Below are 24,211 nucleotides of genomic sequence, written 5' to 3'. Positions count from 1 at the left end.
GGGTGCGCCGATGGTCGCGGGCACAGCGTGAAACGACATCTGCTGTCCACCGAGGACCTCGGCCGGGACGACGCGCTGCTGGTGCTGGACACCGCCGAGCGGATGGCCCGGGTCGCCGAGGCGTCCGTGCGCAAGCTGCCCACCCTGCGTGGGCGGACCGTCGTCAACCTGTTCTTCGAGGATTCCACCCGTACCCGCACGTCCTTCGAGGTCGCCGCCAAGAGACTGTCGGCCGATGTGATCAATTTTTCGGCGCGCGGGTCAAGCGTGTCGAAGGGGGAAAGCCTGAAGGACACGGCGCAGACCCTGGAGGCGATGGGCGCCGACGCGGTCGTCTGCCGGCATCCGGCCAGTGGCGCGCCGCATCGACTCGCGTCCTGGGTACGTGGCAGCGTGGTGAACGCCGGAGACGGCACCCACGAGCATCCGACCCAGGCGTTGCTCGACGCGTTCACGATGCGCCGACGGCTCGGCCGGATCGAGGGTCTGCGGGTCACGATCGTCGGCGACGTGCTGCATTCCCGGGTGGCGCGTTCGAACGTCTGGTTGTTGGCCACACTCGGTGCCAGTGTGACGGTCGTGGCGCCACCGACACTGTTGCCGCTTGGTGTCTCCTCGTGGCCGGTCGAGGTGTCGTACAACCTTGACGCCGTCCTGCCCAAGAGTGATGTGGTGATGATGTTGCGGGTCCAGCGGGAGCGGATGTCCGCGGCCTTCTTCCCGACCGAGCGGGAGTACAGCCGCCGCTACGGTCTGGACGTCGACCGGGCCGCGAACCTGCCGGAGCACGCCCTGGTGATGCACCCGGGGCCGATGGTCCGCGGGATGGAGATCGCCTCCCAGGTGGCGGATTCGGCCCGGTCGACCGTGGTGGAGCAGGTCGCGAACGGGGTGAGTGTGCGGATGGCCGTGTTGTATCTGCTGCTGGGTGGTTCCGGGGAGGTCGCATGAGCACGTCGGGGCAGGTCCAGAACCGGGGCCAGGGCCGGGGGCGGGCGTGGGTACTGCGTCGGGTGCGGCCGCTGGGCGGTGAGCCCGTCGACGTGCTGCTGGCGGACGGGGTGATCGCGGCCTGGCGGCCAGCCGGCTCGACCGGGCCCGACTCCGAGGGACTGCCGCCGGGCACGACGGTCCTGGACACCGACGGGCTGATCCTGCTGCCCGGGCTCGTCGACCTGCACACCCACCTGCGGGAACCGGGCCGTGAGGACGCCGAGACGGTCGAGTCCGGCACCCGGGCGGCGGCACTCGGCGGCTACACCTCGGTGTTCGCGATGGCCAACACCAATCCGGTGGCCGACACCGCGGGCGTGGTCGAGCAGGTCTACCGGCTCGGGATCGACGCCGGGCACTGCGATGTGCGTCCGGTCGGCGCGGTCACCGTCGGGCTCGGCGGGCAGCGCCTGGCCGAACTCGGGGCGATGGCCGGGTCCGCCGCGGGTGTGCGGGTGTTCTCCGACGACGGCCACTGTGTCTCGGACGCGCAGCTCATGCGCCGGGCGCTGGAGTACGTCAAGGCCTTCGACGGTGTCGTCGCGCAGCACGCCGAGGAGCCGCGGCTCACCGAGGGCGCCCAGATGAACGAGGGTGTGGTCGCGGCGCGCCTGGGCCTGCCCGGCTGGCCGGCGGTCGCCGAGGAGGCGATCATCGCCCGGGACGCGCTGCTCGCCGGGCACGTCGACTCCCGGCTGCACATCTGCCATGTGTCCACCGCGGGCTCGGTGGAGATCATCCGCTGGGCGAAGGCGAAGGGCTGGCGGGTCACCGCCGAGGTCACCCCGCACCACCTGCTGCTCACCGACGACCTGGCCAGCGGCTACGACCCGGTCTTCAAGGTCAATCCGCCGTTGCGCACCGCGGCGGACGTGGCGGCGCTGCGCGCGGGCCTGGCCGACGGCACGATCGACTGCGTCGCCACCGACCACGCCCCGCACGCCGCGCAGGACAAGGAGACCGAGTGGGCCGCGGCCCGCCCGGGCATGCTCGGCCTGGAGACGGCGCTGTCCGTGGTGATCGAGACGATGGTCGTCGGCGGGCGGCTGGACTGGGCCGGTGTGGCCGACCGCATGGCGCTGGCCCCCGCCCGCATCGGCGGCCTGAAAAGCCCCGCCGCCGACGCGAGCGGATCGGTCGCGGTCGGCGCGCCCGCGACCCTGACGCTGCTGGACCCGTCGCCGTGGCAGGTCGTCGACCCGCAGGCGCTGGCCAGCCGCAGCCGCAACACCCCGTACGCGGGACGGTCCCTGCCGGGCTCCGTGCGGGCGACGTTCCTGCGGGGTCGACCCACCGTGCTCGACGGGAAGATCGTATGAGCGGGGCACTACCGGTGGCCGGTTCGGTCGTGCTGGCGGCCGGGTCCGCCCAGGCCCGACTGGGGCTGCGGGTCCTGCTCGGCGTCGGCCTGCTGCTGGTGCTCGTCGCCGTGATCGGCGCCCTGGCCCGGATCTGGCGCAGCCGGGCCGAGCGGGACGAGGAGAACCTGCCCGACCTGCCCGAACCACCGGTCGAACCCGGCACGGTGCTCGCCGCCCCGCTGCGCGGGACCTACCTCGGCACCGTCGACGCCGGCCACTGGCTGGAGTGGATCTCCGCCCGTGGCCTCGGTGGCGGGACCGGCGGCTATCTCAGCGTCTACGAGACGGGCGTGCGGGTGGACCGCGGCGACGCCGCGTTCTGGATTCCGCGCGAGGCGGTGCGCGGGGCACGCCTGGAACGCGCGCACGCCGGCAAGGTGTCCGCACCGGGCCGACTCATCGTGGTGGCCTGGTCCTTCGACGGGCATGAGCTCGAGACGGGCTTTCGCGGTGAGGACCGGGCCCGCCAGCCCAAGACCGTCCGGGCGGTGCACGAACTCATCGGTCCGCCGCCGGCGCACCTGGCCGCCGGCGACGTCACCTCGCCGCACGCCCTGCCGCGGGTCCGCCCCCGGCTGCGCCCACGCGCGATCGTGCCCGGTCACGGCGGTGCGCAGCGGCCCGGCTCGGGTCAGCCCACCGAGGAGATCCCCGCCATCCGCGCCGGTCTGCGTCGGCGCCGCGCTCCGGTCCGCGGCGACGCCCGTCCGGCCGACCCCCGGGCCGTCCCCGCGCGCTCCGAACGGGAGCGGGACTACCAGCCGATGCGCCGGCCGCGACCCGGCTATCCGGACCCCGCCCGCGCCAGCGCCCCGCCGCCACCCACCCGGCCTACCGGGGAATGGCAGGTCGATCCGCGCACCATGGGGACCTGGCGGGCGACCGGCACCGCGGCCGGGTCCGCATCCCTGCCCGTACCCGAGCCCACCGATTCCGGTCAGTACCCGATCGTCGATCCGTTGACCTCGCCGCTGGGTGAGGTCCGCAGGCTGAAGGAGGATCGTTGAGCACCCTCACCTCGAGCGCCGGCGGCGCGGCCGACCCGGGCGCCGGCGACACGGCCATCCCGAGTGCGCAGCGCGTCACCCCCCGTCCGGTGACCCGGGACCGTCCGGCGCGGGCCGTGCTCATGTTGGAGGACGGCCGGTCCTTCACCGGCGAGGCGTACGGCGCGATCGGCGAGGCGTTCGGTGAGGCCGTCTTCTCCACCGGGATGACCGGCTACCAGGAGACCCTCAGCGACCCGTCCTTCCATGGGCAGATCGTCATCATGACCGCGCCGCACATCGGCAACACCGGCGTCAACGACACCGACTACGAGTCCGACCGCATCCAGGTCGCCGGCTTCGTGGTCCGTGACCCGGCCCGACGCGCGTCCAACTGGCGTTCACGCGGCAGCCTCGAGGACGAGCTCAGCGCGGCCGGAGTGGTCGGCATCAGCGGCATCGACACCCGGGCCCTCACCCGCCACCTGCGCGAACGCGGTGCGATGCGGTGCGGCATCTCCAGCACCCTCGACATCCCGGCCGCCGACACCCCGACCACCGACACCCCGACCACCGACATCCCGACCACCGACACCCCGGCCGCCGGCACCCTGGCCGCGGACATCCCGCCGGCTGGTACGTCGTCCGCTGGTACGTCGGCGGTGGCGGGCGCGGCGGACGGCGGCGCGCGGGCCGCGCTGCTGGGACGGGTGCGCCGCTCGCCGAAGATGGTCGGCGCGGACCTCGCCCCGCGGGTGTCGACCCGGGAGCCCTACCTGGTGGCGGCGGCCGGCGACGGACCGGCGCGCTTCACCGTCGCCGCGCTGGACCTGGGCATCAAGCGCGCCACCCCGCTGGCGCTGGCGGCGCTGGGCTGCGACGTGCACGTCCTGCCGGCGCGCAGCACGGGGGAGCAGCTGCTCGCGCTCGCACCGGACGGGGTGTTCCTGTCCAACGGTCCGGGGGATCCGCAGACGGCCGACTACGCCGTCGACGCGCTGCGCACCGTGCTGGCCGCCGGGGTGCCGGTGTTCGGCATCTGCTTCGGCCACCAGGTGCTGGCCCGGGCACTGGGTTTCGAGACCTACAAGCTGACCTACGGTCACCGCGGGGTGAACCAGCCGGTCGGCGACGTGGCCACCGGACGTATCGCGGTGACCAGCCAGAACCACGGGTTCGCCGTGCGCGCGCCGCTGACCGGCACGACCGACACCCCGTACGGCCGGGTGGTGGCCAGTCACATCGGGCTCAACGACAACGTCGTCGAGGGATTGGAGTGCCTGGACGTGCCGGCCTTCAGCGTGCAGTTCCATCCGGAGGCAGCGCCCGGGCCGCATGACGCGGCCGGCCTGTTCGAGAAGTTCCGCGACCTGATGGCCACCACCCGCACCGCGCGGGTGGGCAGTGCGGCCTCGGGCAGCGCGGGTCCGGTCGAGCCGAGTGCGGACGGGGCCCTCTGATGCCACGGCGTGAGGATCTCGCCAGCGTCCTGGTGATCGGCTCGGGGCCGATCGTCATCGGCCAGGCCTGCGAGTTCGACTACTCCGGGACCCAGGCCTGTCGGGTGCTGCGGGCCGAGGGGCTGCGGGTCATCCTGGTCAACAGCAACCCGGCGACGATCATGACCGATCCGGAGCTCGCCGACGCCACCTACGTCGAGCCGATCACCCCGGACATCGTCACCAAGATCATTGATCGGGAGCGGCCCGACGCGATCCTGGCCACCATGGGCGGTCAGACCGCGTTGAACACCGCGGTCGCCCTGCACGACTCGGGTGTGCTCGAACGGTTCGGGGTGCGCCTGATCGGCGCGAACATCGACGCGATCCGCTCCGGTGAGGACCGTCAGGCGTTCAAGGACATCGTCGCCGCGGTCGGCGGCGAGTCGGCCCGCAGCGCGGTCTGCCACACCGTCGAGGAGTGCCTGGCCGCGGGGGAGGAGTTCAGCTTCCCGGTGGTCGTGCGGCCGAGCTTCACCCTCGGTGGCGCCGGCAGCGGCTTCGCCCATGACGCGGCCGAACTCGCCCGGATGTCCGCCGACGGTCTCGCGGCCAGCCCGTCCACCGAGGTGCTCGTCGAGGAGTCGGTGCTCGGCTGGAAGGAGTACGAGCTCGAGCTCATGCGCGACCGCGCCGACAACGTGGTCGTCGTCTGCTCGATCGAGAACGTCGACCCGATGGGCGTGCACACCGGTGACTCGATCACCGTCGCCCCGGCGATGACGTTGACCGACCGCGAGTACCAGCGGATGCGGGACATGTCGATCGCGGTGATGCGGGCCGTCGGCGTCGACGCGGGTGGCTGCAACATCCAGTTCGCCGTGGACCCGGCGACCGGCCGCCAGATCGTCATCGAGATGAACCCGCGGGTGTCGCGTTCGTCGGCGCTGGCGTCCAAGGCCACCGGCTTCCCGATCGCCAAGATCTCGGCGAAGCTCGCGCTCGGCTACACCCTGGACGAGATCCCCAACGACATCACCCGCACCACCCCGGCCGCCTTCGAGCCGACCCTGGACTACGTGGTGGTCAAGGTGCCGCGGTTCGCGTTCGAGAAGTTCCCCGGCGCCGACCCGATGCTCACCACGACGATGAAGTCCGTCGGCGAGGCGATGGGGGTGGGGCGCAGCTTCGCCGAGGCCCTGCAGAAGGCGCTGCGCTCGATGGAGTCCGCCGGCAGCACCTTCACCTTCGCGCCGCCCGAGCAGGACGCCGCCACCCTGCTCGAGATCGCCAGCACCCCGCACGACGGCCGGCTGCGCGTCGTCCAGCAGGCGCTGCTGGCCGGTGCGACGATCGACGAGGCGTTCGCCGCCACCGCCATCGACCCCTGGTTCCTGGACCAGCTTGTCTTCCTCAACGAGATCGCCGCGTCGGTCACCCGCGACCCGGACGGCATCCGCCGCGCCAAGCGGGCCGGCTTCTCCGACGTCCAGCTCGCGGCCCTGCTCGACACCAAGGAAGACGTCGTGCGGGCCTTCCGGCACCGCGCGGGGATCCGTCCGGTGTTCAAGACCGTGGACACCTGCGCGGCCGAGTTCGCCTCCGAGACGCCCTACCACTACTCCGCCTATGACGAGGAGACCGAGGTCGCCCCCAGCGGACGGCCACGGGTGATCGTGCTGGGCAGCGGGCCGAACCGGATCGGCCAGGGCATCGAGTTCGACTACGCCTGTTGTCACGCGGTGATGGCGCTCTCGGACGCCGGCTACGAGACCGTCATGGTCAACTGCAACCCGGAGACGGTGTCCACCGACTACGACACCGCCGACCGGCTCTACGTCGAACCGCTCACCGTCGAGGACGTCCTCGAGGTCGTGCACGCCGAGCAGCAGGCCGGGCCGCTGGCCGGTGTGATCGTGCAGCTCGGTGGCCAGACCCCGCTGGGGATCGCCGCGGCGCTGGCCGAGGCCGGGGTGCCGATCGTCGGCACCCCGCCGAAGGCGATCCATCTCGCCGAGGACCGTGGCCTGTTCGGCAGGGTGCTCGCGGCCGCGAACCTGCCCTCCCCGCCGCACGGGGTGGCGACGTCGTTCCCGGAGGCCCGGGCGGTCGCCGAACGGGTCGGCTATCCGGTGCTGGTCCGTCCGTCCTACGTCCTGGGTGGACGCGGGATGGAGATCGTCTACGACGACGCGATGCTGCGCGACTACATCGAGCGGGCCACGGCCATCTCGCCGGAGCATCCGGTGCTCGTCGACCGGTTCCTCGATGACGCGGTCGAGATCGACGTCGACGCGCTCTTCGACGGCGAGACGCTCTACCTCGCCGGCGTGATGGAGCACATCGAGGAGGCCGGGGTGCACTCCGGCGACTCGGCCTGCGCGCTGCCACCGATCACCCTCGGCCGCGCCGACCTCGAGCGGATTCGCACGTCCACCGAGGCGATCGCCCGCGGCACCGGTGTGCGGGGACTGCTCAACGTCCAGTACGCCCTGCAGTCGGACGTCCTGTATGTGCTCGAGGCGAACCCGCGGGCCTCGCGGACCGTGCCGTTCGTCTCCAAGGCGACGGCGGTGCCGCTGGCCAAGGCCGCCGCCCGGGTCATGCTCGGCGCGACCATCGGTGAGCTGCGCGCCGAGGGTCTGCTGCCGAGCACCGGCGACGGCGCGAGCCTGCCGCTGGACTCACATATCGCCGTCAAGGAGGCCGTGCTGCCCTTCGGGCGGTTCCGGGACGCCAGCGGACGCGGCGTCGACACGGTGCTCGGCCCGGAGATGAAGTCCACCGGCGAGGTGATGGGCGTCGACGACTCGTTCGGCACCGCCTACGCCAAGTCGCAGGCCGCCGCCTACGCCTCGCTGCCCACCTACGGCCGGGTGTTCGTCTCGGTGGCCAACCGGGACAAACGGGCGATGATCTTCCCGATCAAGCGGCTGGCCGATCTCGGCTTCGTCGTCTACGCCACCGAGGGCACCGCGGAGGTGCTGCGCCGCAACGGTGTGAAGGCTGTCGTCCTGGGCAAGCACCGGGCGCCGCGTGAGGGCCTGGCAGACTGCGTCGAAATGATCAACTCTGGTCAGATCGACCTGGTCATCAACACCCCGTGGGGCGTGGGCCCGCGACTGGACGGCTATGAGATCCGCACCGCCTGTGTGAGCGCCGGCGTCCCGTGTATCACCACCATCCAGGGTGCCGCCGCCTGCGTGCAGGGCATCGAATCGCTGGTGCGGGGGGAGCTCGGCGTCCGCCCGCTGCAGGAGTACCACGCGGTTCTGCGCGAGGCCTGGGGTGACGAGCCACTGGCCAACCGGGCCACCGCCGCCCGTGCCGCCGCCGCTGACGGGTCTGCCCCGGTCGCCGCCGCGTCGGCGAGGACCGGACCCGCTGCCCCGGCGGGCTCACCCGGCGGCGCGCCGGACGAGCCGCCGGTGCGGGAGCAGCCGGTGCGGGAGTCGTCGGTGCAGGAGCAGGCGACCACGCGGACGAGCCGATGAGCATCGGGCCGGCCGGGCGGGCGCCGCTGGCGGTCGCCCTGGACGCGCCGGACGGGGCGACCGCGCTGCGTTGGGCGGCGGCGGTCGCCCCCGCCGCGGCGGTTCTCAAGATCGGCCTGGAGCTGTTCTACCGGGAGGGCCCGGCGGTGGTCGACGCCCTGCGTGAGCAGGGACTGCTGGCCGCGGCGCCCGGAAGTGCCAGCGCGCCGGAGCTTTTTCTCGATCTGAAGCTCCATGACATTCCGGCAACTGTCGCCGGTGGCATGCGCTCGGTCGCCACGTTGTCTCCTCGCTTCGTCACCGTCCACGCGGCGGGGGGATCGGCGATGGTACGCGCGGCGGTCGACGCGGCCCCCGACATCGAGGTGGCCGGTGTGACCGTGCTCACCTCGCTGGACGTGAAGGCGCTGGCCGCCATCGGGTTCACCGGGTCGCCGCGGGACGTGGTGCGGCGCCTGGCGGTCCTCGCGGTCGAGGCCGGGGCGCGGGCCCTGGTGTGCAGCCCGCAGGAGGTCCGAATGGTCCGTTCGGAGCTCGGTGATGCCGTGACTCTCATCACCCCCGGAGTGCGTCCGCCAGGTGCTCAGGCCGCCGATCAGGCCCGGACCGCGACACCGCGGGAGGCGATCGCGTCGGGTGCCAACCTGGTCGTGGTGGGCCGTCCGATCACCCGAGCCACCGATCTGGGCGAAGCCGCCCAGGCCATCGCCGACAGCATTTCCGCAGGTCGGGCGCCTGTCGGCACGTGATGGCCGAGGTCAGGGCAGGGTGTGTTCGTCCTGGTGCGGTATGAAGCGGTACGGTGGGGACGTCGTAGACCGAAAGGGCGCGGCACGAGCGGGCCACCCCTTTCGTCCCGTCAAAGCCTTCTCTTGTGCGGACAATATGTCCGCATCAGAGTGTTGTGGCCAAGGCTGGACTGAGGAACCACTTCCTCGCTAGTTTGCGCGGCGCGATCACCGAATTGAGGAGGCGTACCCGTGCCCCTGCCGCCCCTAACGCCCGAGCAGCGGGCCGCCGCCCTTGAGAAAGCCGCGTTGGCTCGTAAGCAGCGCGCAGAACTCAAGGACAGGCTGAAGAAGGCGGAGACGACTCTGGCTGCCGTCCTGGAACAGGCGGAAGCTGATGAGGTCGTCGGCAAGATGAAGGTTTCGGCTGTTCTCGAGTCGCTTCCCGGGGTCGGGCGTGTACGCGCCCAGAAGATCCGGGAACGCCTCGGGATCAGCCCGACCCGCCGGCTGAGAGGGCTCGGCGCGAAGCAGCGCGCCGCGCTCCTCGAGGAGTTCGGAACGGCCTGATCCAAGCGGAGTGGAAATTCACTCTGCGCGCTGGAGGATGGCCGGGTGGGTCGCGGCATCATCGGGTGAGCGGTGTCACGTCCGTTCTTCCGGTGAAGCCGTGGAACCTTCCCCGCGGATCGGGGGACGGTATTTATGCCGTCCCCCGATCCGAAAGTCCTGTAGAAGCTTGTCCCTCCCCGACCGTCCCGTGGAGTACTCCGCGGGCGGACGACCCGTCGTGCGCGCCGCATGGCCACGGCGGCCTAGGGTGTGACCCGTGGGTCTCACAGTGCTCTCCGGGCCGTCCGGAGTCGGGAAGGGAACGGTCGTGGCGGCCGTGCGCGCGCATCACCCTGAGGTCTGGGTGTCGGTCAGTACCACCACCCGGGCACCCCGGCCGGGGGAGACCGACGGTGTCGAATACCACTTCGTTGACGCCGAGGAGTTCGCGCGCATGGTCAAGGCCGGCGAGTTCGTCGAACACGCCATGTTCGCCGGGCACGCCTATGGCACGCCACGGCGACCACTGGCCGAACGGCTGGCGGCGGGCATCTCGTGCCTGCTGGAGATCGAGCTACTCGGTGCCCGGCAGGTCCGCTCGGCGATGCCCGACGCCCGCTTCGTCTTCCTGGCCCCGCCCACGTTCGACGAACTGGTGCGGCGACTGACCACCCGTGGCACCGAAGCGCCCGAGATCATCGCGCGTCGCCTGGACCGGGCGCGGATCGAGCTCGCGGCCGAGACCGAGTTCGACCACGTCATCGTCAACGACGATGTGCAGGCCGCGGCCGCCCGCTTGGTAGCATTGATGATCGACTAGCCCAGCCGTGTCTGGTTGAGCTGCGTGGCACTCAGGAAGGACACCGTGGCCGGTACCGTCGCCCACCCCGAAGGCATCACCAACCCCCCGATCGACGAGCTGCTCGAGGCGACCGACTCGAAGTACAGCCTGGTCATCTACGCGGCCAAGCGCGCCCGTCAGATCAACGCCTACTACTCCCAGCTCGGCGAGGGTCTGCTCGAGTACGTCGGGCCGCTGGTCGAGACGACCAACGCCCAGGAGAAGCCGCTGTCGATCGCGCTGCGCGAGATCAACGCCGGTCTGCTCACCCACGAGACCGTGGCTGACACCCTTCCCCCGATCGCCTGAGCCGCACGTCGGTGAGCAGGGTCGTTCTCGGGGTCGCGGGCGGGATCGCCGCCTACAAGGCGGTCGAGGTGCTACGCCGGTTCACCGAGTCCGGCCACGAGGTGCGGGTCGTGCCGACCGCGGCCGCGCTGCGGTTCGTCGGCGAGACGACCTGGGCCGCGTTGTCGGGCAATCCGGTGACCACCGGTGTCTGGGAGGACGCCGACGAGGTCGCCCACGTGCGCATCGGCCGCACCGCCGACCTGGTCCTCGTCGCGCCGGCCACCGCCGACCTGCTCGCCCGGGCAGTCGCCGGGCGGGCCGACGACCTGCTCACCGGCACCCTGCTCACCGCCACCTGCCCGGTCGTGTTCGCCCCGGCGATGCACACCGAGATGTGGCTGCACCCGGCCACCCAGGCCAACGTCGCCACCCTGCGTTCGCGTGGCGCGATCGTCCTCGACCCGGCCGTCGGTCGCCTCACCGGTGCCGACTCCGGCCCCGGCCGGCTGCCCGAACCCGCCGAGATCGCGGCCCTGGGCATGTCGGTGCTCGCCCGGGGCGCCGCGGCCGTCCGGCCCGACCTCGCCGGGCGGCACGTGCTCGTCACCGCCGGGGGTACCCGCGAGTACGTCGACCCGGTCCGGTTCCTCGGCAACGCCTCCAGCGGGCGCCAGGGTTACGCCCTGGCCCGCGCGGCGCTGGCCAGGGGAGCCGCGTCCGTCACGGTGGTGGCGGCCAACGTCGCCCTGCCGGAGGTCGCCGGAGCCCGGACCATCGGCGTGGTCTCCGCCGCCGAACTGCGCGCCCGGGTGCACGAGGTGGCGCCGTCCGCCGACATCGTGGTGATGGCCGCCGCCGTCGCGGACTTCCGTCCCGCCGACCCGGCGACGCACAAAATCAAGAAGGATTCCGCCGCCCCTGACACACTGGCGTTGACCCGAAACCCTGACGTGCTGTCCGAGTTGCTGGCGAACCGCCGGCCAGGTCAGTTGCTGGTCGGTTTCGCCGCCGAGACCGGCGGGCCGGACGGCGGCGTGCTCGAGCTCGCCCGGGCGAAACACGCCCGCAAGCCGGTGGACCTGCTCGTGGTGAACCAGGTTGGCAACGGCCGTGGCTTCGAGGTCGCGGACAATGCCGCCGTCGTGCTCAGCCTGGGCGGCGGCGAGACGACGATCGACCGAATGAGCAAGGACCTGGTCGCGCACCGGATCCTCGATCTGGTCGTCGAGCACGGAGATTGAGCCGGTGCCCGTGCAGGTGCGCGGTCCTCGGTAAGCTTCGTCGGAATCAACCTTCCAGGGGGTAGGACCAGTGGCGACGCGCCTGTTCACATCCGAGTCCGTCACCGAGGGACATCCGGACAAGATTGCCGACCAGATCAGCGACTCGATTCTCGACTCGATGATCAAGGACGACCCGAAGAGCCGGGTCGCCGTGGAGACGCTCATCACCACCGGCCAGGTGCACGTTGCCGGCGAGGTCACCACCAAGACCTACGTCGACATCGCCGCCGTGGTGCGGGAGCGCATCCTGGAGATCGGCTACGACTCCTCCAAGAAGGGCTTCGACGGCGCCTCCTGTGGCGTGAGCGTGTCGATCGGCGCGCAGTCCGCCGACATCGCGCAGGGTGTCGACACCGCGCACGAGTCCCGCGTCGAGGGTTCCCTCGAGGACGAACTCGACCGTCAGGGCGCCGGCGACCAGGGCCTGATGTTCGGCTTCGCCTGTGACCAGACCCCCGAGCTCATGCCGCTGCCGATCGCGCTGGCCCACCGCCTGGCCCGCCGGCTGTCCGCCGTCCGCAAGGACGGTCAGGTCGGCTACCTGCGGCCCGACGGCAAGACCCAGGTCACCATCGAGTACGCCGACGGCAGGCCCGTCCGTCTCGACACGGTCGTCGTGTCCACCCAGCACGCCGCCGACATCGACCTCGACACGCTGCTCGCCCCCGACATCGCCGAGTACGTGGTCGAGCCCGAGCTCGCCCTGCTCGACATCTCCACCGAGGGTCGCCGCCTGCTGGTCAACCCGACCGGCCGGTTCGAGATCGGTGGCCCCATGGGCGACGCGGGCCTCACCGGCCGCAAGATCATCGTGGACACCTACGGTGGCTACGCCCGCCACGGTGGCGGCGCCTTCTCCGGCAAGGACCCGTCCAAGGTCGACCGCTCCGCCGCCTACGCGATGCGCTGGGTCGCCAAGAACGTCGTCGCCGCCGGCCTCGCGACCGCCTGCGAGGTCCAGGTCGCCTACGCCATCGGCAAGGCCCACCCCGTCGGTCTGTTCGTCGAGACCTTCGGCACCGGCACCGTCCCCACCGAGCAGATCCAGGACGCGGTCACCCAGGTCTTCGACCTGCGCCCGGCCGCGATCATCCGTGACCTCGACCTGCTGCGCCCGGTCTACGCCCAGACCGCCGCCTACGGTCACTTCGGACGTCCCGAGCTCGACTTCACCTGGGAGTCGACCTCGCGCGCCGAGGCGCTGCAGCGCGCCGTCAAGGGCTGATCGCGCTTTTCCGGGTCCGCCTTCGCACGTCCGCATGTCCGCATGTCCGCTGGGAGCCTGGCTTTCCAGCGCCCGGTTCCGAGGCCGGGCCGATCCGCCACCGCGGCCGATCGGCCCGGCCTCGGCCGTTCCGGCGGCGCGTCGCATGAGCAGGTCGGCGGGATCGGTGGGTGTCGCGAGCTCGGTCCCTGTCCGCCGGGCGGGTTCTGTCGGGGGTGGCTGGTAGGAATGCCGTCATGACCGAACCGTCGGGCACGCTTCCCGGCCTCGGCCCGGGGCCTGACCGGGTGGCCTCCGTGCGTGGGGCCGGTGGCCGTCCTACGTCGGGTGGGCGGTCGTCGCAGGGGGCTCGGTCGTCGGGGGGAGAGCGGGCGTCCAAGGGTGGGCGTCGGCGGGCGGTGGGCGCTGCGTCGCCGGCTGCCGAGGTGCTGCCGGTGGCCCGGGTGGCACTCGACATCCCACTGACCCATCTTGATCGTCTGTTCGATTATCTGGTGCCCGCGGAGTTGGCTGATGCGGCGGTGCCTGGCTCGCGGGTTCGGGTTCGCTTCGCCGGCAGGCTGGTTGACGGGTTCGTGCTGGAGCGGGTGGCCAGTTCCGAGCATGACGGGCCGCTGGCCCGACTGGAGCGGTCGGTTTCGGCGGAACAGGTGCTCTCCCCGGCCGTCGTCCGGCTGGCCCGTGCGGTCGCCGACCGTTACGGCGGGACGCTCGCGGATGTGCTGCGCCTGGCCGTCCCACCTCGGCATGCCCGCGTCGAGGCGGCGACGTCGGGGGGAAAACGGTCCCCGGCTGATGTGAAGGCTTCGGCTGCCGAGACCGCCGAGACCGATGGAGCCGATGGGGTGGTCGCGGCCGGCGGGATTGTCGATGCCGACGGAGCCGATGGGGCTGTCGAGGCTGATGGGGCTGTCGAGGCTGATGGGGCTGTCGAGGCTGATGGGGCTGTGGAGGCCGGTGGGGTTGGTGAGGTTGGCGGGGTGGTGGCTCCGGGGGAGTGGGTGCGGTATCCGGCGGGGCCGTCGATGTTGGCGGCGCTGGGTGATGGGCGGTGGCCGCGGGCGGTCTGGTGGGCGCCGCCGGGGCCGGCCTGGCCGCGGATGATCGCGGCGGCGGTCGCGGCGGTGGTGCGCTCCGGGAGAGGGGCGATCGTGGTCGTTCCCGATCATCGGGATGTGGATCGGGTCGAGGCGGCACTGGTCGCGGCGGTGGGGCGGGAGACGACGGTCGCGTTGCGTGCCGATCTTGGACCGGCGGCGCGGTACCGGGCGTTTCTGGCCGTGCGGCGAGGCCAGGCCCGGGTGGTGGTGGGTACCCGGTCGGCCGTGTTCGCACCGGTCGAGGCGCTCGGGTTGATCGTCACCTGGGATGACGGTGACGATCTGCATGCCGAGCCGCTGGCCCCGTACCCGCACACCCGCGATGTCGCGGTGCTGCGCGCCGGGCAGGAACACGCGGCGTTGCTCGTCGGCGGGTTCTGCCCGACGGTGGAGGCCGAGGCGCTGGTGCGGGCGGGCTGGGCCCGTGCGCTGGTGGCCGCGCGGGTGCAGCTGCGGGAGCTCGCGCCCTGGGTGGAGGCGACGGGTTCCGATCACGAGGTCTCCCGCGATCCGGCGGCCCGCGCGGCCAGGCTGCCGTCACTGGTGGTGCGCACGGCGCGGGAGGCGTTGGCGGCGGGCGCCCCGGTGCTGGTGCAGGTCCCCCGGCGTGGCTATCAGCCGTCGCTGGCCTGCACGGGCTGTCGGCGTCCGGCCCGGTGCGGGCACTGCCAGGGGCCGCTGGGGCGACCGGGTGGGTCGGGGCCGCCGGCGTGTGGGTGGTGTGGGCGTCCCGTGGCGGCATGGCAGTGCCCGTCCTGCGGCGATCCGCGGCTGCGCGCGTCGGTGACGGGTGATCGGCGCACGGCCGAGGAGCTTGGCCGGGCGTTTCCCGGCGTACCGCTGCGCACCTCGGGGCGCGACGGTGTGCTGGCCACCGTTCCCGCCGAGCCGGCGCTGGTCGTGTCCACACCGGGTGCGGAGCCGGTGGCCGAAGGCGGCGGGTACGGCGCGGTGGTGCTGCTCGACGGCTGGGCGCTGCTCGGGCGTCCGGATCTACGCGCGGCCGAGACAGCGCTGCGGCGCTGGGCGGCGGCGGCGGCGCTGGCGCGTCCGGGGGCCGCGGGTGGGCGGGTGATCGTCGGCGCTGACGCGGGGCTGCCCGCCGTACAGGCGCTGATCCGCTGGGACCCGGTGACCTTCACCGCGCGGGAAGCCGACGAACGCGCCGCGCTCGGCTTCCCGCCGGCGAGTCGGATCGCCGCGGTGGACGGCACCGCCGCGGCCGTCGCCGAACTGCTCGACGTCCTGCGGTTGCCCGAACCCGCCGACGTCCTCGGCCCGGTGCCGTCGCCCGCGCCGCGGACGGCCGCCCGGGCCGGCGACGAACCGGAGCCGCACCGGCTGCTCATCCGCGTCCCCCGGGAGCGAGGTGGTGAGCTGGCCGCCGCCCTGCACGCGGCCCGCGGTGTGCTCGGGGCCCGTCGCAGCACCAGCGGCCTGCGTATCCAGCTCGATCCGCTGGTGATCGGGTGAGCAGCGCGGGCGGCGGGTGGGCGCTGCGCGCCCGGCCGTGCACGCTGGCGCAGCGCGGTCGCGATAGGGTCGGTCGGTTCCCGGCCGTGGGTTCGTCGGCCGTGGTTCGCGGTCGTGCGACCCGGCCGGCCTTTCTGGATCATTACGCTGAACGGTGTTCGGGTATGCGTCTTGTCTTCGCCGGCACGCCGGCGGTTGCTCTGCCCAGTCTGCGCGCGCTGATCGACAGCCCGCAGCATGACGTGGTCGCGGTGGTCACCCGGCCGGACCGGCCGGCCGGCCGGGGCCGCAAGGTGACCCCGCCGCCGGTGCATCTGCTGGCCGACGAGGCCGGCATTCCGGTGCTCAGCCCACGTCGTCCGGGCGACCCCGAGTTCCTCGCTGCCCTCACCGAGCTCGCACCCGACTGCTGCCCGGTCGTCGCCTACGGCGCGCTGCTGCCGCCGGCGGCGCTGGAGGTCCCGCGCCTGGGCTGGGTCAACCTGCACTTCTCGCTGCTGCCGGCGTTTCGGGGGGCGGCCCCGGTGCAGCGCACCCTGCTCGCCGGCGACGACCTGACCGGCGCCACCGTCTTCCAGATCGAGGCGGCGATGGACTCCGGCCCCGTCTTCGGTGTCGTCACCGAACTCGTCCGCCCGTCCGACACGTCCGGTGACCTGCTGGGGCGGCTCGCCGATTCGGGTGCGCGCCTGCTCGTCACGGTGCTGGACGGTCTGGCCGACGGCAGCGTGCAGGCGGTCCCGCAGCCCGCCGAAGGCGTGTCGTTCGCACCGAAACTCACCGTCGCGCAGGTCGGGGTCGACTGGGCGCGCCCCGCCCTCGCCGTCGACCGGCTGATCCGCGCGGCCACCCCCGCTCCCGGTGCCTGGACGACGTTTCGGGGTCGGCGGCTCAAACTCGGACCGGTCCGGATGGGCCCGCTGCCCGCCGACGCCGCGACCCGTGGGCTGCGCCCCGGCCAGCTGGCGGTGCTCGTCGACGGGTCCGTCGTCGTGGGCACGGGCACCGACCCGGTGCTGCTCGGCGAGGTCCGTCCCGAAGGACGGGCGCCGATGGCCGCCGCCGACTGGGCCCGTGGCTCCCGGCCGAACGCCGACGACCAGCTGATCACCCCGCCCCCGGAGGCGGAACCCGCGCCACCAGCGCCAGCGGCCGCGGCCGCGGGGCCGGTAGCCGCGGTGGACGGCGGGCGGGGCGCGTGAACCGTCCACCGAGTCGCCCCCCGGCCCGTCCCTCGAGTTCGCCGCCGAGCCGATCGCCCGACCGGCCGCGCCGGATGGCCTGGGAGGTGCTGCGCGCCGTCGACGAACGTGGGGCGTACGCGAACCTGTTGCTGCCCTCGATGCTGGCCGGCAGTGGACTGTCCGCGCGTGACCGCGGGTTCGTCACCGAACTCGCCTACGGTGCGCTGCGCGCCCAGGGCACCCTGGACGGGATGCTCGACACCGCCACCAGCCGTCCCGTGGCGGGTATCGACCCGCCGCTGCGGGACGCCCTGCGTCTCGGCGCCTACCAGCTGCTGCGGACACGGGTGCCGGCGCGGGCCGCCGTGGCCACCACGGTGGACCTGGTGCGCGCGACCAGCGGGGAACGTCCCGTCCGGTTCGCCAACGCCGTGCTGCGCCGCGTCGCCGCCCGGGTCAGCGAGACCGGCGGTGACCTCGCCCAACTGCTGGACGCGCCACCGTTCGCCACCGACCCGATCGGCCATCTCACGGCGGTGTGCACCCATCCGCGCTGGATCGTCGAAGCGGTCGCCGAGGCGTTGGACGGAGACCTGGACGAGACCCGGGCGGCCCTGGTCGCCAACGACATCCGGCCCAGCACGCATCTGGTCGCCCGACCCGGCCGGATCACCCGGGACGACCTGCTCGCCGAATGCGTCGAGGCGGGCCTCGACGCGCACCCCGGGCCGTGGTCGCCCTACGCCGTCCGGCTCGACGGCGGCGATCCGGGTCGGCTGCCGTCGGTCGCCAGCGGGGCGGCCGCGGTGCAGGACGAAGGCAGCCAGCTGGTCGCGCTGGCCCTGGCCGCCACCCCGACCGTCGGGCCCGACCGGGGGCTGACCGTCGACCTGTGCGCGGGACCCGGCGGGAAGGCTGCGCTGCTCGCGGGCCTGCTCGCCGGTGGGCCGGACGGCGCCGGACTGCTCGCCCTCGAACCGCGGATGACCCGGGCGGCGCTGGTCGCCCGCTCCCTGGAAGGTATGGCGGGCGCGTGGGTCGCCCGCGCCGACGGCCGGGCCGCGCCGCTGGCACCCGCGAGCGTCGACCGGGTACTGGTGGACGTGCCCTGCACCGGGCTCGGGGCGCTGCGTCGCCGGCCCGAGGCCCGCTGGCGGCGCACCCCCGAGGATGTCGCCGCCCTCGTGCCGCTGCAACGCGCGCTGCTCGTCGCCGCCGCCGACCTGGTGCGCCCCGGCGGGGTGGTCGCCTACGCCACCTGTTCGCCGCATCCGGCCGAGACCAGCGAGGTGGTCCGCCAGGTCGCCGGGCAACGCCCGGAACTGTCCCTGCTGGACGCGACCCGCGTCCTCACCGACGTTTCGGGCGGCGACGTTTCGGGCGGCGACGCGCCTGGCAGCGGCGTCACCGGGGCCGACAACGGCACCGACGCCGAGACCGGGGCCGACGCCGAGACCGGGGCCGGGCTTGGGCTTGGTGACGGCCCGTTCGGGCAGCTGTGGCCGCACCGGCACGGCACGGACGCGATGTTCGTCGCGCTGCTGCGGGTGGGCCCCCGATAGTCTCGGCCGGTGGCCACCGCACAGATATATCCCAGCATGCTCGCCGCTGATTTCGGTCGGATCGCCGAGGCGGCGCACGCCGTCGAGGGACGGGCGGACTGGTTGCACGTCGACGTGATGGACTACCACTTCGTCCCGAACCTGGCGTTCTCCCCGGACACGGTGACCGCGCTGCGGGCGACCACCCCGACCCCGCTCGACTGCCACCTCATGATCGCCGATCCGGACCGTTGGGCGGCCGACTACGCCGAGCGGGGCGCGGCGAACGTCACCATCCACGCGGAAGCCGTCGACGACCTGCCCCGGACCACCGCGTCCATCCGCGCGGCCGGGGCGCGCACCGGGCTCGCGGTGAAGCCGAACACCCCGGTGGAGCGCTACCTCGACGATCTGCACCGGTTCGACCTGTTGCTGCTCATGACGATCGAGCCGGGTTTCGGCGGCCAGACGTTCATGACCGAGGTCCTGCCCAAGATCGCCGCGGCCCGCCGCCTGCTCGACGACCGTGGGCTCGACCTGTGGTTGCAGATCGACGGCGGGGTCAACGAGCGCACCATCGAGGCCGCCGCCGCCGCCGGTGTGGACGTCTTCGTCGCCGGCACGGCGGTCTTCGGCGCCAGTGACCCCGGCGAGGCCGTCGAGAAGCTGCGCGCGCAGGCGCTGCGAGTCGCCCCCCGCCTCACCCCACCGTCCAACGAGCCAAACTAGGTCGTCCACCAGGCAATTCATGCTGCGGGACAGGTGGCCACCCCTGATCTGGATGACTCCGGTCACATGTTCGGGGCGGGCGCGGTCCGGCTTCGTATGCCAAAATGGGGCAGCACAAACAGTTGCACGCGCGCTCCGGGGTCGGTGAAATTCCGAGCCGGCGGTGATAGTCCGCGACCCACACCCGCACAGTTCGGGGTGTGGCTGATCCGGTGAAATTCCGGAACCGACGGTCAAAGTCCGGATGGGAGGACGCGCGCGGGCCCCTTGTGCCCGCATGCGCGGTGTTTCCTGCCGCCGTGCCGCGGGCGCGCGCCGGCCTGAGCCCGCCGGCAGGTCCCGCGTGGTTCGCCCATGTCCGGGGAGCGGTGCCCGGGACCGAAGGGCACGGGTCGGATGTTCACCGGCATCGTCGAGGAGCTCGGCGTCGTCACCGCGGTAGACGCGCGGTCGGAGGCGGCCTCGCTCACCATTTCCTGCCACACCGTCCTGGCGGACGCCTCCCACGGCGCGTCCATCGCCGTCAACGGCGTCTGTCTGACCGTCACCAGCCTGCTGCGGGACGGCGTGGCCCTCGACGAGACCGCGAGCCGGGCCGGCCCCACCGGCATATCCACGGGCGCCACGGCGTTCACCGCGGACGTGATGCGCGAAACGCTCGTGCGCTCCGCCCTGGGCGTCCTCACCGCCGGTGACCGGGTCAACCTGGAACGTCCGGTGCGCCTGACCGACCGGCTCGGCGGGCATCTGGTCCAGGGCCATGTCGACGGCGTCGCCGAGGTGCTCGACCGCCAGATCGCCGAACACTGGGAGCTGGTCCGCTTCGCGCTGCCGTCCGGGCTGGACCGTTACCTGGTCGAGAAGGGTTCGGTGACGGTCGACGGTGTCAGCCTCACCGTCGTCGAGGTCGTCCCGGCCGTCGGCGACGCCCCAGCCTCGTTCACCGTGAGCCTCATCCCCACCACACTCGAGGACACCACCCTCGGCCACCGAGTGCCCGGTTCGCGGGTCAACCTCGAGGTCGACGTCCTGGCGAAGTACGTGGAGAAACTGCACGCCGGCGTGGCCGGCACCCCCGAACCGAACGGACTTCCGCGATGACCACAGGCAGCCAGGGCGAGGACGTGGTCTTCGCCGACATCGAGTCCGCGCTCGCCGAGTTCGCCGCCGGACGGCCCCTGGTCGTCGTCGACGACGCCGACCGGGAGAACGAGGGCGACCTGATCTTCGCCGCTGAGGCCGCCACCCCCGAGCTGGTCGCCTTCATGACCCGCTACACCTCCGGGGTCATCTGCGTGCCGATGGACCCGGCGGACACCGACCGACTCGAACTCGACCAGATGGTGCCGCACAACACCGAGCGCATGGGCACCGCGTTCACCATCAGCGTCGACGCCCGCGAAGGCGTGACCACCGGCATCTCCGCGGCCGACCGGGCCCGCACCATCCGCCTGCTCGCCGACGCCGACACCACCCCCGGTGACCTCAGCCGCCCCGGCCACATCTTCCCGCTGCGCGCCAAGGACGGCGGGGTGCTGCGCCGCCCCGGCCACACCGAGGCCGCCGTCGACCTCGCCCGGCTGTCCGGCCTGCACCCGGCCGGCGCCATCTGCGAGATCGTCAACGACGACGGGACGATGGCCCGCCTGCCCGAACTCGTCGCGTTCGCCCGCGAACACGGCCTGCTGCTGATCACCATCGCCGACCTGATCGCCTACCGGCGCCGCACCGAGAAGCAGATCGTCCGGGTCGCCGAGGCGTCCATCCCCACCCGCTATGGCCCGTTCCGCGCGGTGGGCTTCCGCAGCATCCTCGACGGTGTCGAGCACATCGCGCTGATCCGCGGTGACCTCGGCGACGGTGAGAGCGTCCTGACCCGCGTGCACAGCGAGTGCCTCACCGGTGACGTGTTCGGCTCGCGGCGCTGCGACTGCGGCACCCAGCTGGACGCCGCCCTGCGACTGGTCGCCACCGAAGGCCGTGGCGTGGTCCTCTACATGCGCGGACATGAGGGTCGAGGCATCGGCCTCATGCACAAGCTGCGTGCCTACCAGCTCCAGGACGCCGGCCACGACACCGTCGACGCCAACCTGGCCCTCGGCCTGCCCGCCGACGCCCGCGACTACGGCACCGGCGCGCAGATCCTCGTCGACCTCGGCGTGCGGGGCATCCGGCTGCTGTCGAACAACCCGACCAAGCGCGCGGGCCTCGAGGGCTACGGGCTGCGCATCGTCGAGCTGATCGCGATGCCGGTCAACCACACCCCGGAGAACCTGCGCTACCTGACCACCAAGCGCGACCGGATGGGCCACCTGCTCCCCGGCCTGCCGGTCCTGCCCGACCTGCCCGCGCGGCCGCTGGCCGACCTGCCACTGGCCGTCGGGGATGACGCGCCGACCGCGGTCGCCCGGCGTGGTCCCGGCAGCGGTGGGCCCGCCCTGGTGTCGGCCGCCCTCCCCGCCGGTGAGCTGTCCGTCGAGGGGGAGGGGCTGTGAGCGGCCACGGCGCACCGGCGGAGGTGCTCCCCGCGGCGGACGGCCTGAGCCTCGCGATCGTCGCCACCCGCTGGCACGCCGAGATCACCGACGCCCTGCTCGCCGGCGCGCTGCGGGCCGCCAAGGACGCCGGGGTCGCCGGCGAACCGACCGTCGTGCGGGTCGCGGGTGCCATCGAACTGCCCGTGGTCGTCGCCGCCCTGGCGCAGAGCCATGACGCGGTGGTCGCCCTCGGGGTCGTCATCCGCGGCGGGACACCGCACTTCGACTATGTCTGTCAGTTCGTCACCGCCGCGCTCGCCCGGATCACCGTGGACGCGCGGGTACCCGTCGGTTTCGGCGTCCTGACCTGCGACACCATCGAACAGGCCCGTGACCGTGCGGGTCTGGCCGGCTCCAGCGAGGACAAGGGCCGTGAGGCGGCCCTGGCCGCCCTCGAGACCGCCGCCCTCCTGCGCGACCTCACTCCCGCCAGCTGAGCTTCCCTGCCGGCTGCGATGTCGGCGCCACGCTGACGCCACGCTGAACGCAGATGCAGGGCGCATTCACACGGACGGTGTGAGCCCGATCCGTCCTGGTGACATGGCCTCGGTATGGTGTTGCCATCACGTGGCGATTCCGAGTGGATCAGGTGTGCTGACGGTGGGTTCACCCCTCGTGGTCTGGTTCTCGACGGTTCCGCTCATTGCGGAATCCCTGTCGGGACGATCCGACCGCGAGACGGTGATGGCACGTCGCGGCGCCCTGCGCGCGCTTCGGCATCGTCCGGCTGGGTCGATCCGGTGGTGAGGGCGAGGTGGCACGGATGGCGGGTCATGGCGGCGACCAGAATGACGACGACGCGCAGGCCGAGCCGACCACCAGGCGCCCCGCCGCCGGCTCCGGCGGCCAGGGCGGCGACGCCCGCCCGATCTCCCTGCTCGGGCTGCGCCTGACCGACACCCAGTCCCCCCGGGACGCGATGGTCACCCGCCGCAACGCCCGGCCCCGCCCCGCCCCCACCACCGCCCCGCCCCGCACCCCTGACCCCGGCCCCACCCAGCCCCCCGCCTTCCCTCCACCCCCGCCGCCACCACCCCCCGTGGCTTCGCCCCCCGCGTCCGCCGCGCCCCCGGTGGCTTCGCCGTCCCCATCTGACTCCGGCTCCGCGCCGCAGGTGGCGTACCCGGCGCCGGCTTACGGATGGTCCCCGCCCGCCTTCGCCCCCGCGGACGCAGGTGCCTTCCATCCCGACGAGTCCCCAGGCTTCGAACCCGCGCCGCACGACGGATTCGGCCCAGCACCCGCCCCGAGCACCGACGACGGCGCGCCCGCGCCGTCCCCCGCCCGCCCCACCACCGGCTGGACCCCCGACCTGGCCGCTTTGACCCCACCAGCCCCACCAGCCCCACCGGCCCCACCCCCGCCCCTGCTTCCATCCAGGTTCGCGCCGCCCACACCTACCGCGCCGCCCACACCTACCGCGCCGCCTATGCCTGCTGCGCCACCAGCCCCGCCGGTACCTCCGGGGTCTGTGGGGTCTGTGCCAATGCCGCCCGCCTCCGCACCAATGCCGCCCGTGCCCGCGCCGACGTGGGAATCCTCGCCGTTCGGTCCCCCCGGGATGGTCCTGCCCTCAGCGCCCAGCAGCGCCGCGGCGACCAGCGGCCCAGGCAGGCTCGTCCTACCGGACGGCATGATCGCGCCGTCTGTGCCCGCTGGGCCGGCCGCCGCGTCGAGTGCGGCCGCGCCGTCTGGGCCGTCCGGTGAGCCCGGAGGTTCCGCGTCAGCTGGCCGGCCCACGACGCCGGTGGTCCGCCGGGTGCCAGGTCCGCCGCCGACCATCCCACCGCCGGGGGAACGGTGGGGGAGCATGACGGTTCTTGTGCCGGCTGCCGGCGAGCCGGGACAGCCGACGGGGCCGCCGACACCCGGTGAGTCGCTGTTGCCCGGCGAGCCGCCGGCGCCCGGCCAGCCGCCTTCGCCTGACGAGTCGCTGGCAGCCGGTCAGCCGTCTTCGCCTGGTCAGCCACTCGAACCGTGGGTCGCTGGCTTTTCCGGATCCGCTGCCCTGCCCGTCGAGTCTGCCTCGGCCGCGCCCGAACTACCGCCGCTGCCCTTCCCGGCTGCCGCCTCGACGCCGTCGAGCCCGCCCGTCCGGCCGCCCGAGCAGATCCCGCCGCCACCGAGCCCCGCGCCGCCCCCGTTCGCCGCGCCGCCCCCGTTCGGTCCGGCAACGCCCACGCCGACCTCGGCGGACGGATCGCCGGGCTATCACGGAGCCGAGATCACCGTGTCCGGTGGTTCCGCGGTGGCCGGGCCTGGGCCCGCGCGGCAGGACGGGCCCTGGGTGGCACCGTCCGGTGGGCCGCCGGCAGGGATCACCATGCCGGCGGCGCAGCCAGGGCCGGGGCCAGGGCCAGGGCCTTCGACGATGTCGGACGGGTGGGCCGGGTCGCCTGCACAGGCGGGGTCGGCATTCGCGGTGGGAGCGGCGGCGGGAACAGAGGCGACGGT

Annotated in this window: 18 protein-coding genes and 1 riboswitch; all 18 genes read left to right on the top strand. The window is 73.1% G+C overall.

The features are described 5' to 3' along the window. Positions 1-27: 27 nt before the first annotated feature. The 18 genes from MXD59_RS22055 to ribH all read left to right on the top strand — a co-directional run bounded on the left by MXD59_RS22055 (position 28) and on the right by ribH (position 22,194). Positions 28-951: an aspartate carbamoyltransferase catalytic subunit gene (locus MXD59_RS22055; protein WP_248826524.1), complete on the top strand. Its 924-nt coding sequence runs from the start codon at positions 28-30 to the stop codon at positions 949-951. Further along, a complete protein-coding gene (locus tag MXD59_RS22050; RefSeq protein WP_248826523.1) occupies positions 948-2,312 on the top strand; it encodes a dihydroorotase in 1,365 nt (454 codons plus the stop codon). Before MXD59_RS22055 ends, MXD59_RS22050 begins: the two co-directional genes overlap by 4 nt. Next, a complete protein-coding gene (locus tag MXD59_RS22045) occupies positions 2,309-3,361 on the top strand; it encodes a PH-like domain-containing protein (protein ID WP_248826522.1) in 1,053 nt (350 codons plus the stop codon). The genes MXD59_RS22050 and MXD59_RS22045 overlap by 4 nt, the downstream gene beginning before the upstream one ends. Next, positions 3,358-4,800 (top strand): carbamoyl phosphate synthase small subunit, encoded by a 1,443-nt coding sequence (locus MXD59_RS22040; protein ID WP_372512169.1) that lies wholly within the window; start codon positions 3,358-3,360, stop codon positions 4,798-4,800. The genes MXD59_RS22045 and MXD59_RS22040 overlap by 4 nt, the downstream gene beginning before the upstream one ends. Next, positions 4,800-8,273: a carbamoyl-phosphate synthase large subunit gene (carB, locus tag MXD59_RS22035; RefSeq protein ID WP_248826521.1), complete on the top strand. Its 3,474-nt coding sequence runs from the start codon at positions 4,800-4,802 to the stop codon at positions 8,271-8,273. Before MXD59_RS22040 ends, carB begins: the two co-directional genes overlap by 1 nt. After that, entirely contained in the window at positions 8,270-9,022 is a 753-nt protein-coding gene (pyrF, locus tag MXD59_RS22030; protein ID WP_248826520.1) for an orotidine-5'-phosphate decarboxylase, read from the top strand. The genes carB and pyrF overlap by 4 nt, the downstream gene beginning before the upstream one ends. 231 nt (positions 9,023-9,253) lie before the next feature. Then, the gene (gene mihF / locus MXD59_RS22025) at positions 9,254-9,571 is read left to right on the top strand and encodes an integration host factor, actinobacterial type (protein WP_163547901.1); all 318 of its coding nucleotides are present in this window, start codon (positions 9,254-9,256) and stop codon (positions 9,569-9,571) included. Between the two features lie 259 nt (positions 9,572-9,830). Further along, entirely contained in the window at positions 9,831-10,373 is a 543-nt protein-coding gene (gene gmk / locus MXD59_RS22020) for a guanylate kinase (protein WP_248826519.1), read from the top strand. Positions 10,374-10,418: 45 nt separating this feature from the next. Then, the gene (rpoZ, locus tag MXD59_RS22015; RefSeq protein WP_163547909.1) at positions 10,419-10,703 is read left to right on the top strand and encodes a DNA-directed RNA polymerase subunit omega; all 285 of its coding nucleotides are present in this window, start codon (positions 10,419-10,421) and stop codon (positions 10,701-10,703) included. Positions 10,704-10,714: 11 nt separating this feature from the next. Further along, positions 10,715-11,926, top strand: coding sequence for a bifunctional phosphopantothenoylcysteine decarboxylase/phosphopantothenate--cysteine ligase CoaBC (coaBC, locus tag MXD59_RS22010; protein ID WP_225438112.1), 1,212 nt, complete (start codon positions 10,715-10,717; stop codon positions 11,924-11,926). 70 nt (positions 11,927-11,996) lie between these two features. Beyond that, positions 11,997-13,193, top strand: a complete 1,197-nt coding sequence (metK, locus tag MXD59_RS22005) for a methionine adenosyltransferase (RefSeq protein WP_248813960.1) — start codon at positions 11,997-11,999, stop codon at positions 13,191-13,193. 236 nt (positions 13,194-13,429) lie between these two features. Beyond that, positions 13,430-15,766, top strand: coding sequence for a primosomal protein N' (locus MXD59_RS22000; RefSeq protein WP_248826518.1), 2,337 nt, complete (start codon positions 13,430-13,432; stop codon positions 15,764-15,766). 164 nt (positions 15,767-15,930) lie between these two features. Beyond that, positions 15,931-16,968: a methionyl-tRNA formyltransferase gene (gene fmt, locus MXD59_RS21995; RefSeq protein ID WP_248826517.1), complete on the top strand. Its 1,038-nt coding sequence runs from the start codon at positions 15,931-15,933 to the stop codon at positions 16,966-16,968. A gap of 74 nt (positions 16,969-17,042) precedes the next feature. Continuing rightward, positions 17,043-18,512: an RsmB/NOP family class I SAM-dependent RNA methyltransferase gene (locus tag MXD59_RS21990; RefSeq protein ID WP_248826516.1), complete on the top strand. Its 1,470-nt coding sequence runs from the start codon at positions 17,043-17,045 to the stop codon at positions 18,510-18,512. A 9-nt stretch (positions 18,513-18,521) separates the two neighbouring features. Continuing rightward, positions 18,522-19,220, top strand: a complete 699-nt coding sequence (gene rpe, locus MXD59_RS21985) for a ribulose-phosphate 3-epimerase (protein ID WP_248826515.1) — start codon at positions 18,522-18,524, stop codon at positions 19,218-19,220. 126 nt (positions 19,221-19,346) lie between these two features. Then, positions 19,347-19,480: riboswitch (FMN riboswitch) on the top strand. Between the two features lie 136 nt (positions 19,481-19,616). Beyond that, complete coding sequence (locus MXD59_RS21980; protein ID WP_248826514.1) at positions 19,617-20,321, top strand: riboflavin synthase; 705 nt, start codon at positions 19,617-19,619, stop codon at positions 20,319-20,321. Then, on the top strand, positions 20,318-21,715 hold the full coding sequence (locus MXD59_RS21975) for a bifunctional 3,4-dihydroxy-2-butanone-4-phosphate synthase/GTP cyclohydrolase II (RefSeq protein WP_248826513.1): 1,398 nt from the start codon (positions 20,318-20,320) through the stop codon (positions 21,713-21,715). Before MXD59_RS21980 ends, MXD59_RS21975 begins: the two co-directional genes overlap by 4 nt. After that, entirely contained in the window at positions 21,712-22,194 is a 483-nt protein-coding gene (ribH, locus tag MXD59_RS21970) for a 6,7-dimethyl-8-ribityllumazine synthase (RefSeq protein ID WP_248826512.1), read from the top strand. The genes MXD59_RS21975 and ribH overlap by 4 nt, the downstream gene beginning before the upstream one ends. Positions 22,195-24,211: the final 2,017 nt, after the last annotated feature.

The organism is Frankia umida, assembly GCF_023242945.1.
GTDB classification, from domain to species: Bacteria; Actinomycetota; Actinomycetes; order Frankiales; family Frankiaceae; genus Frankia; species Frankia umida.
Note: the sequence above shows the minus strand (reverse complement) of the source record. Positions and strands in the feature narration are given on the sequence as shown.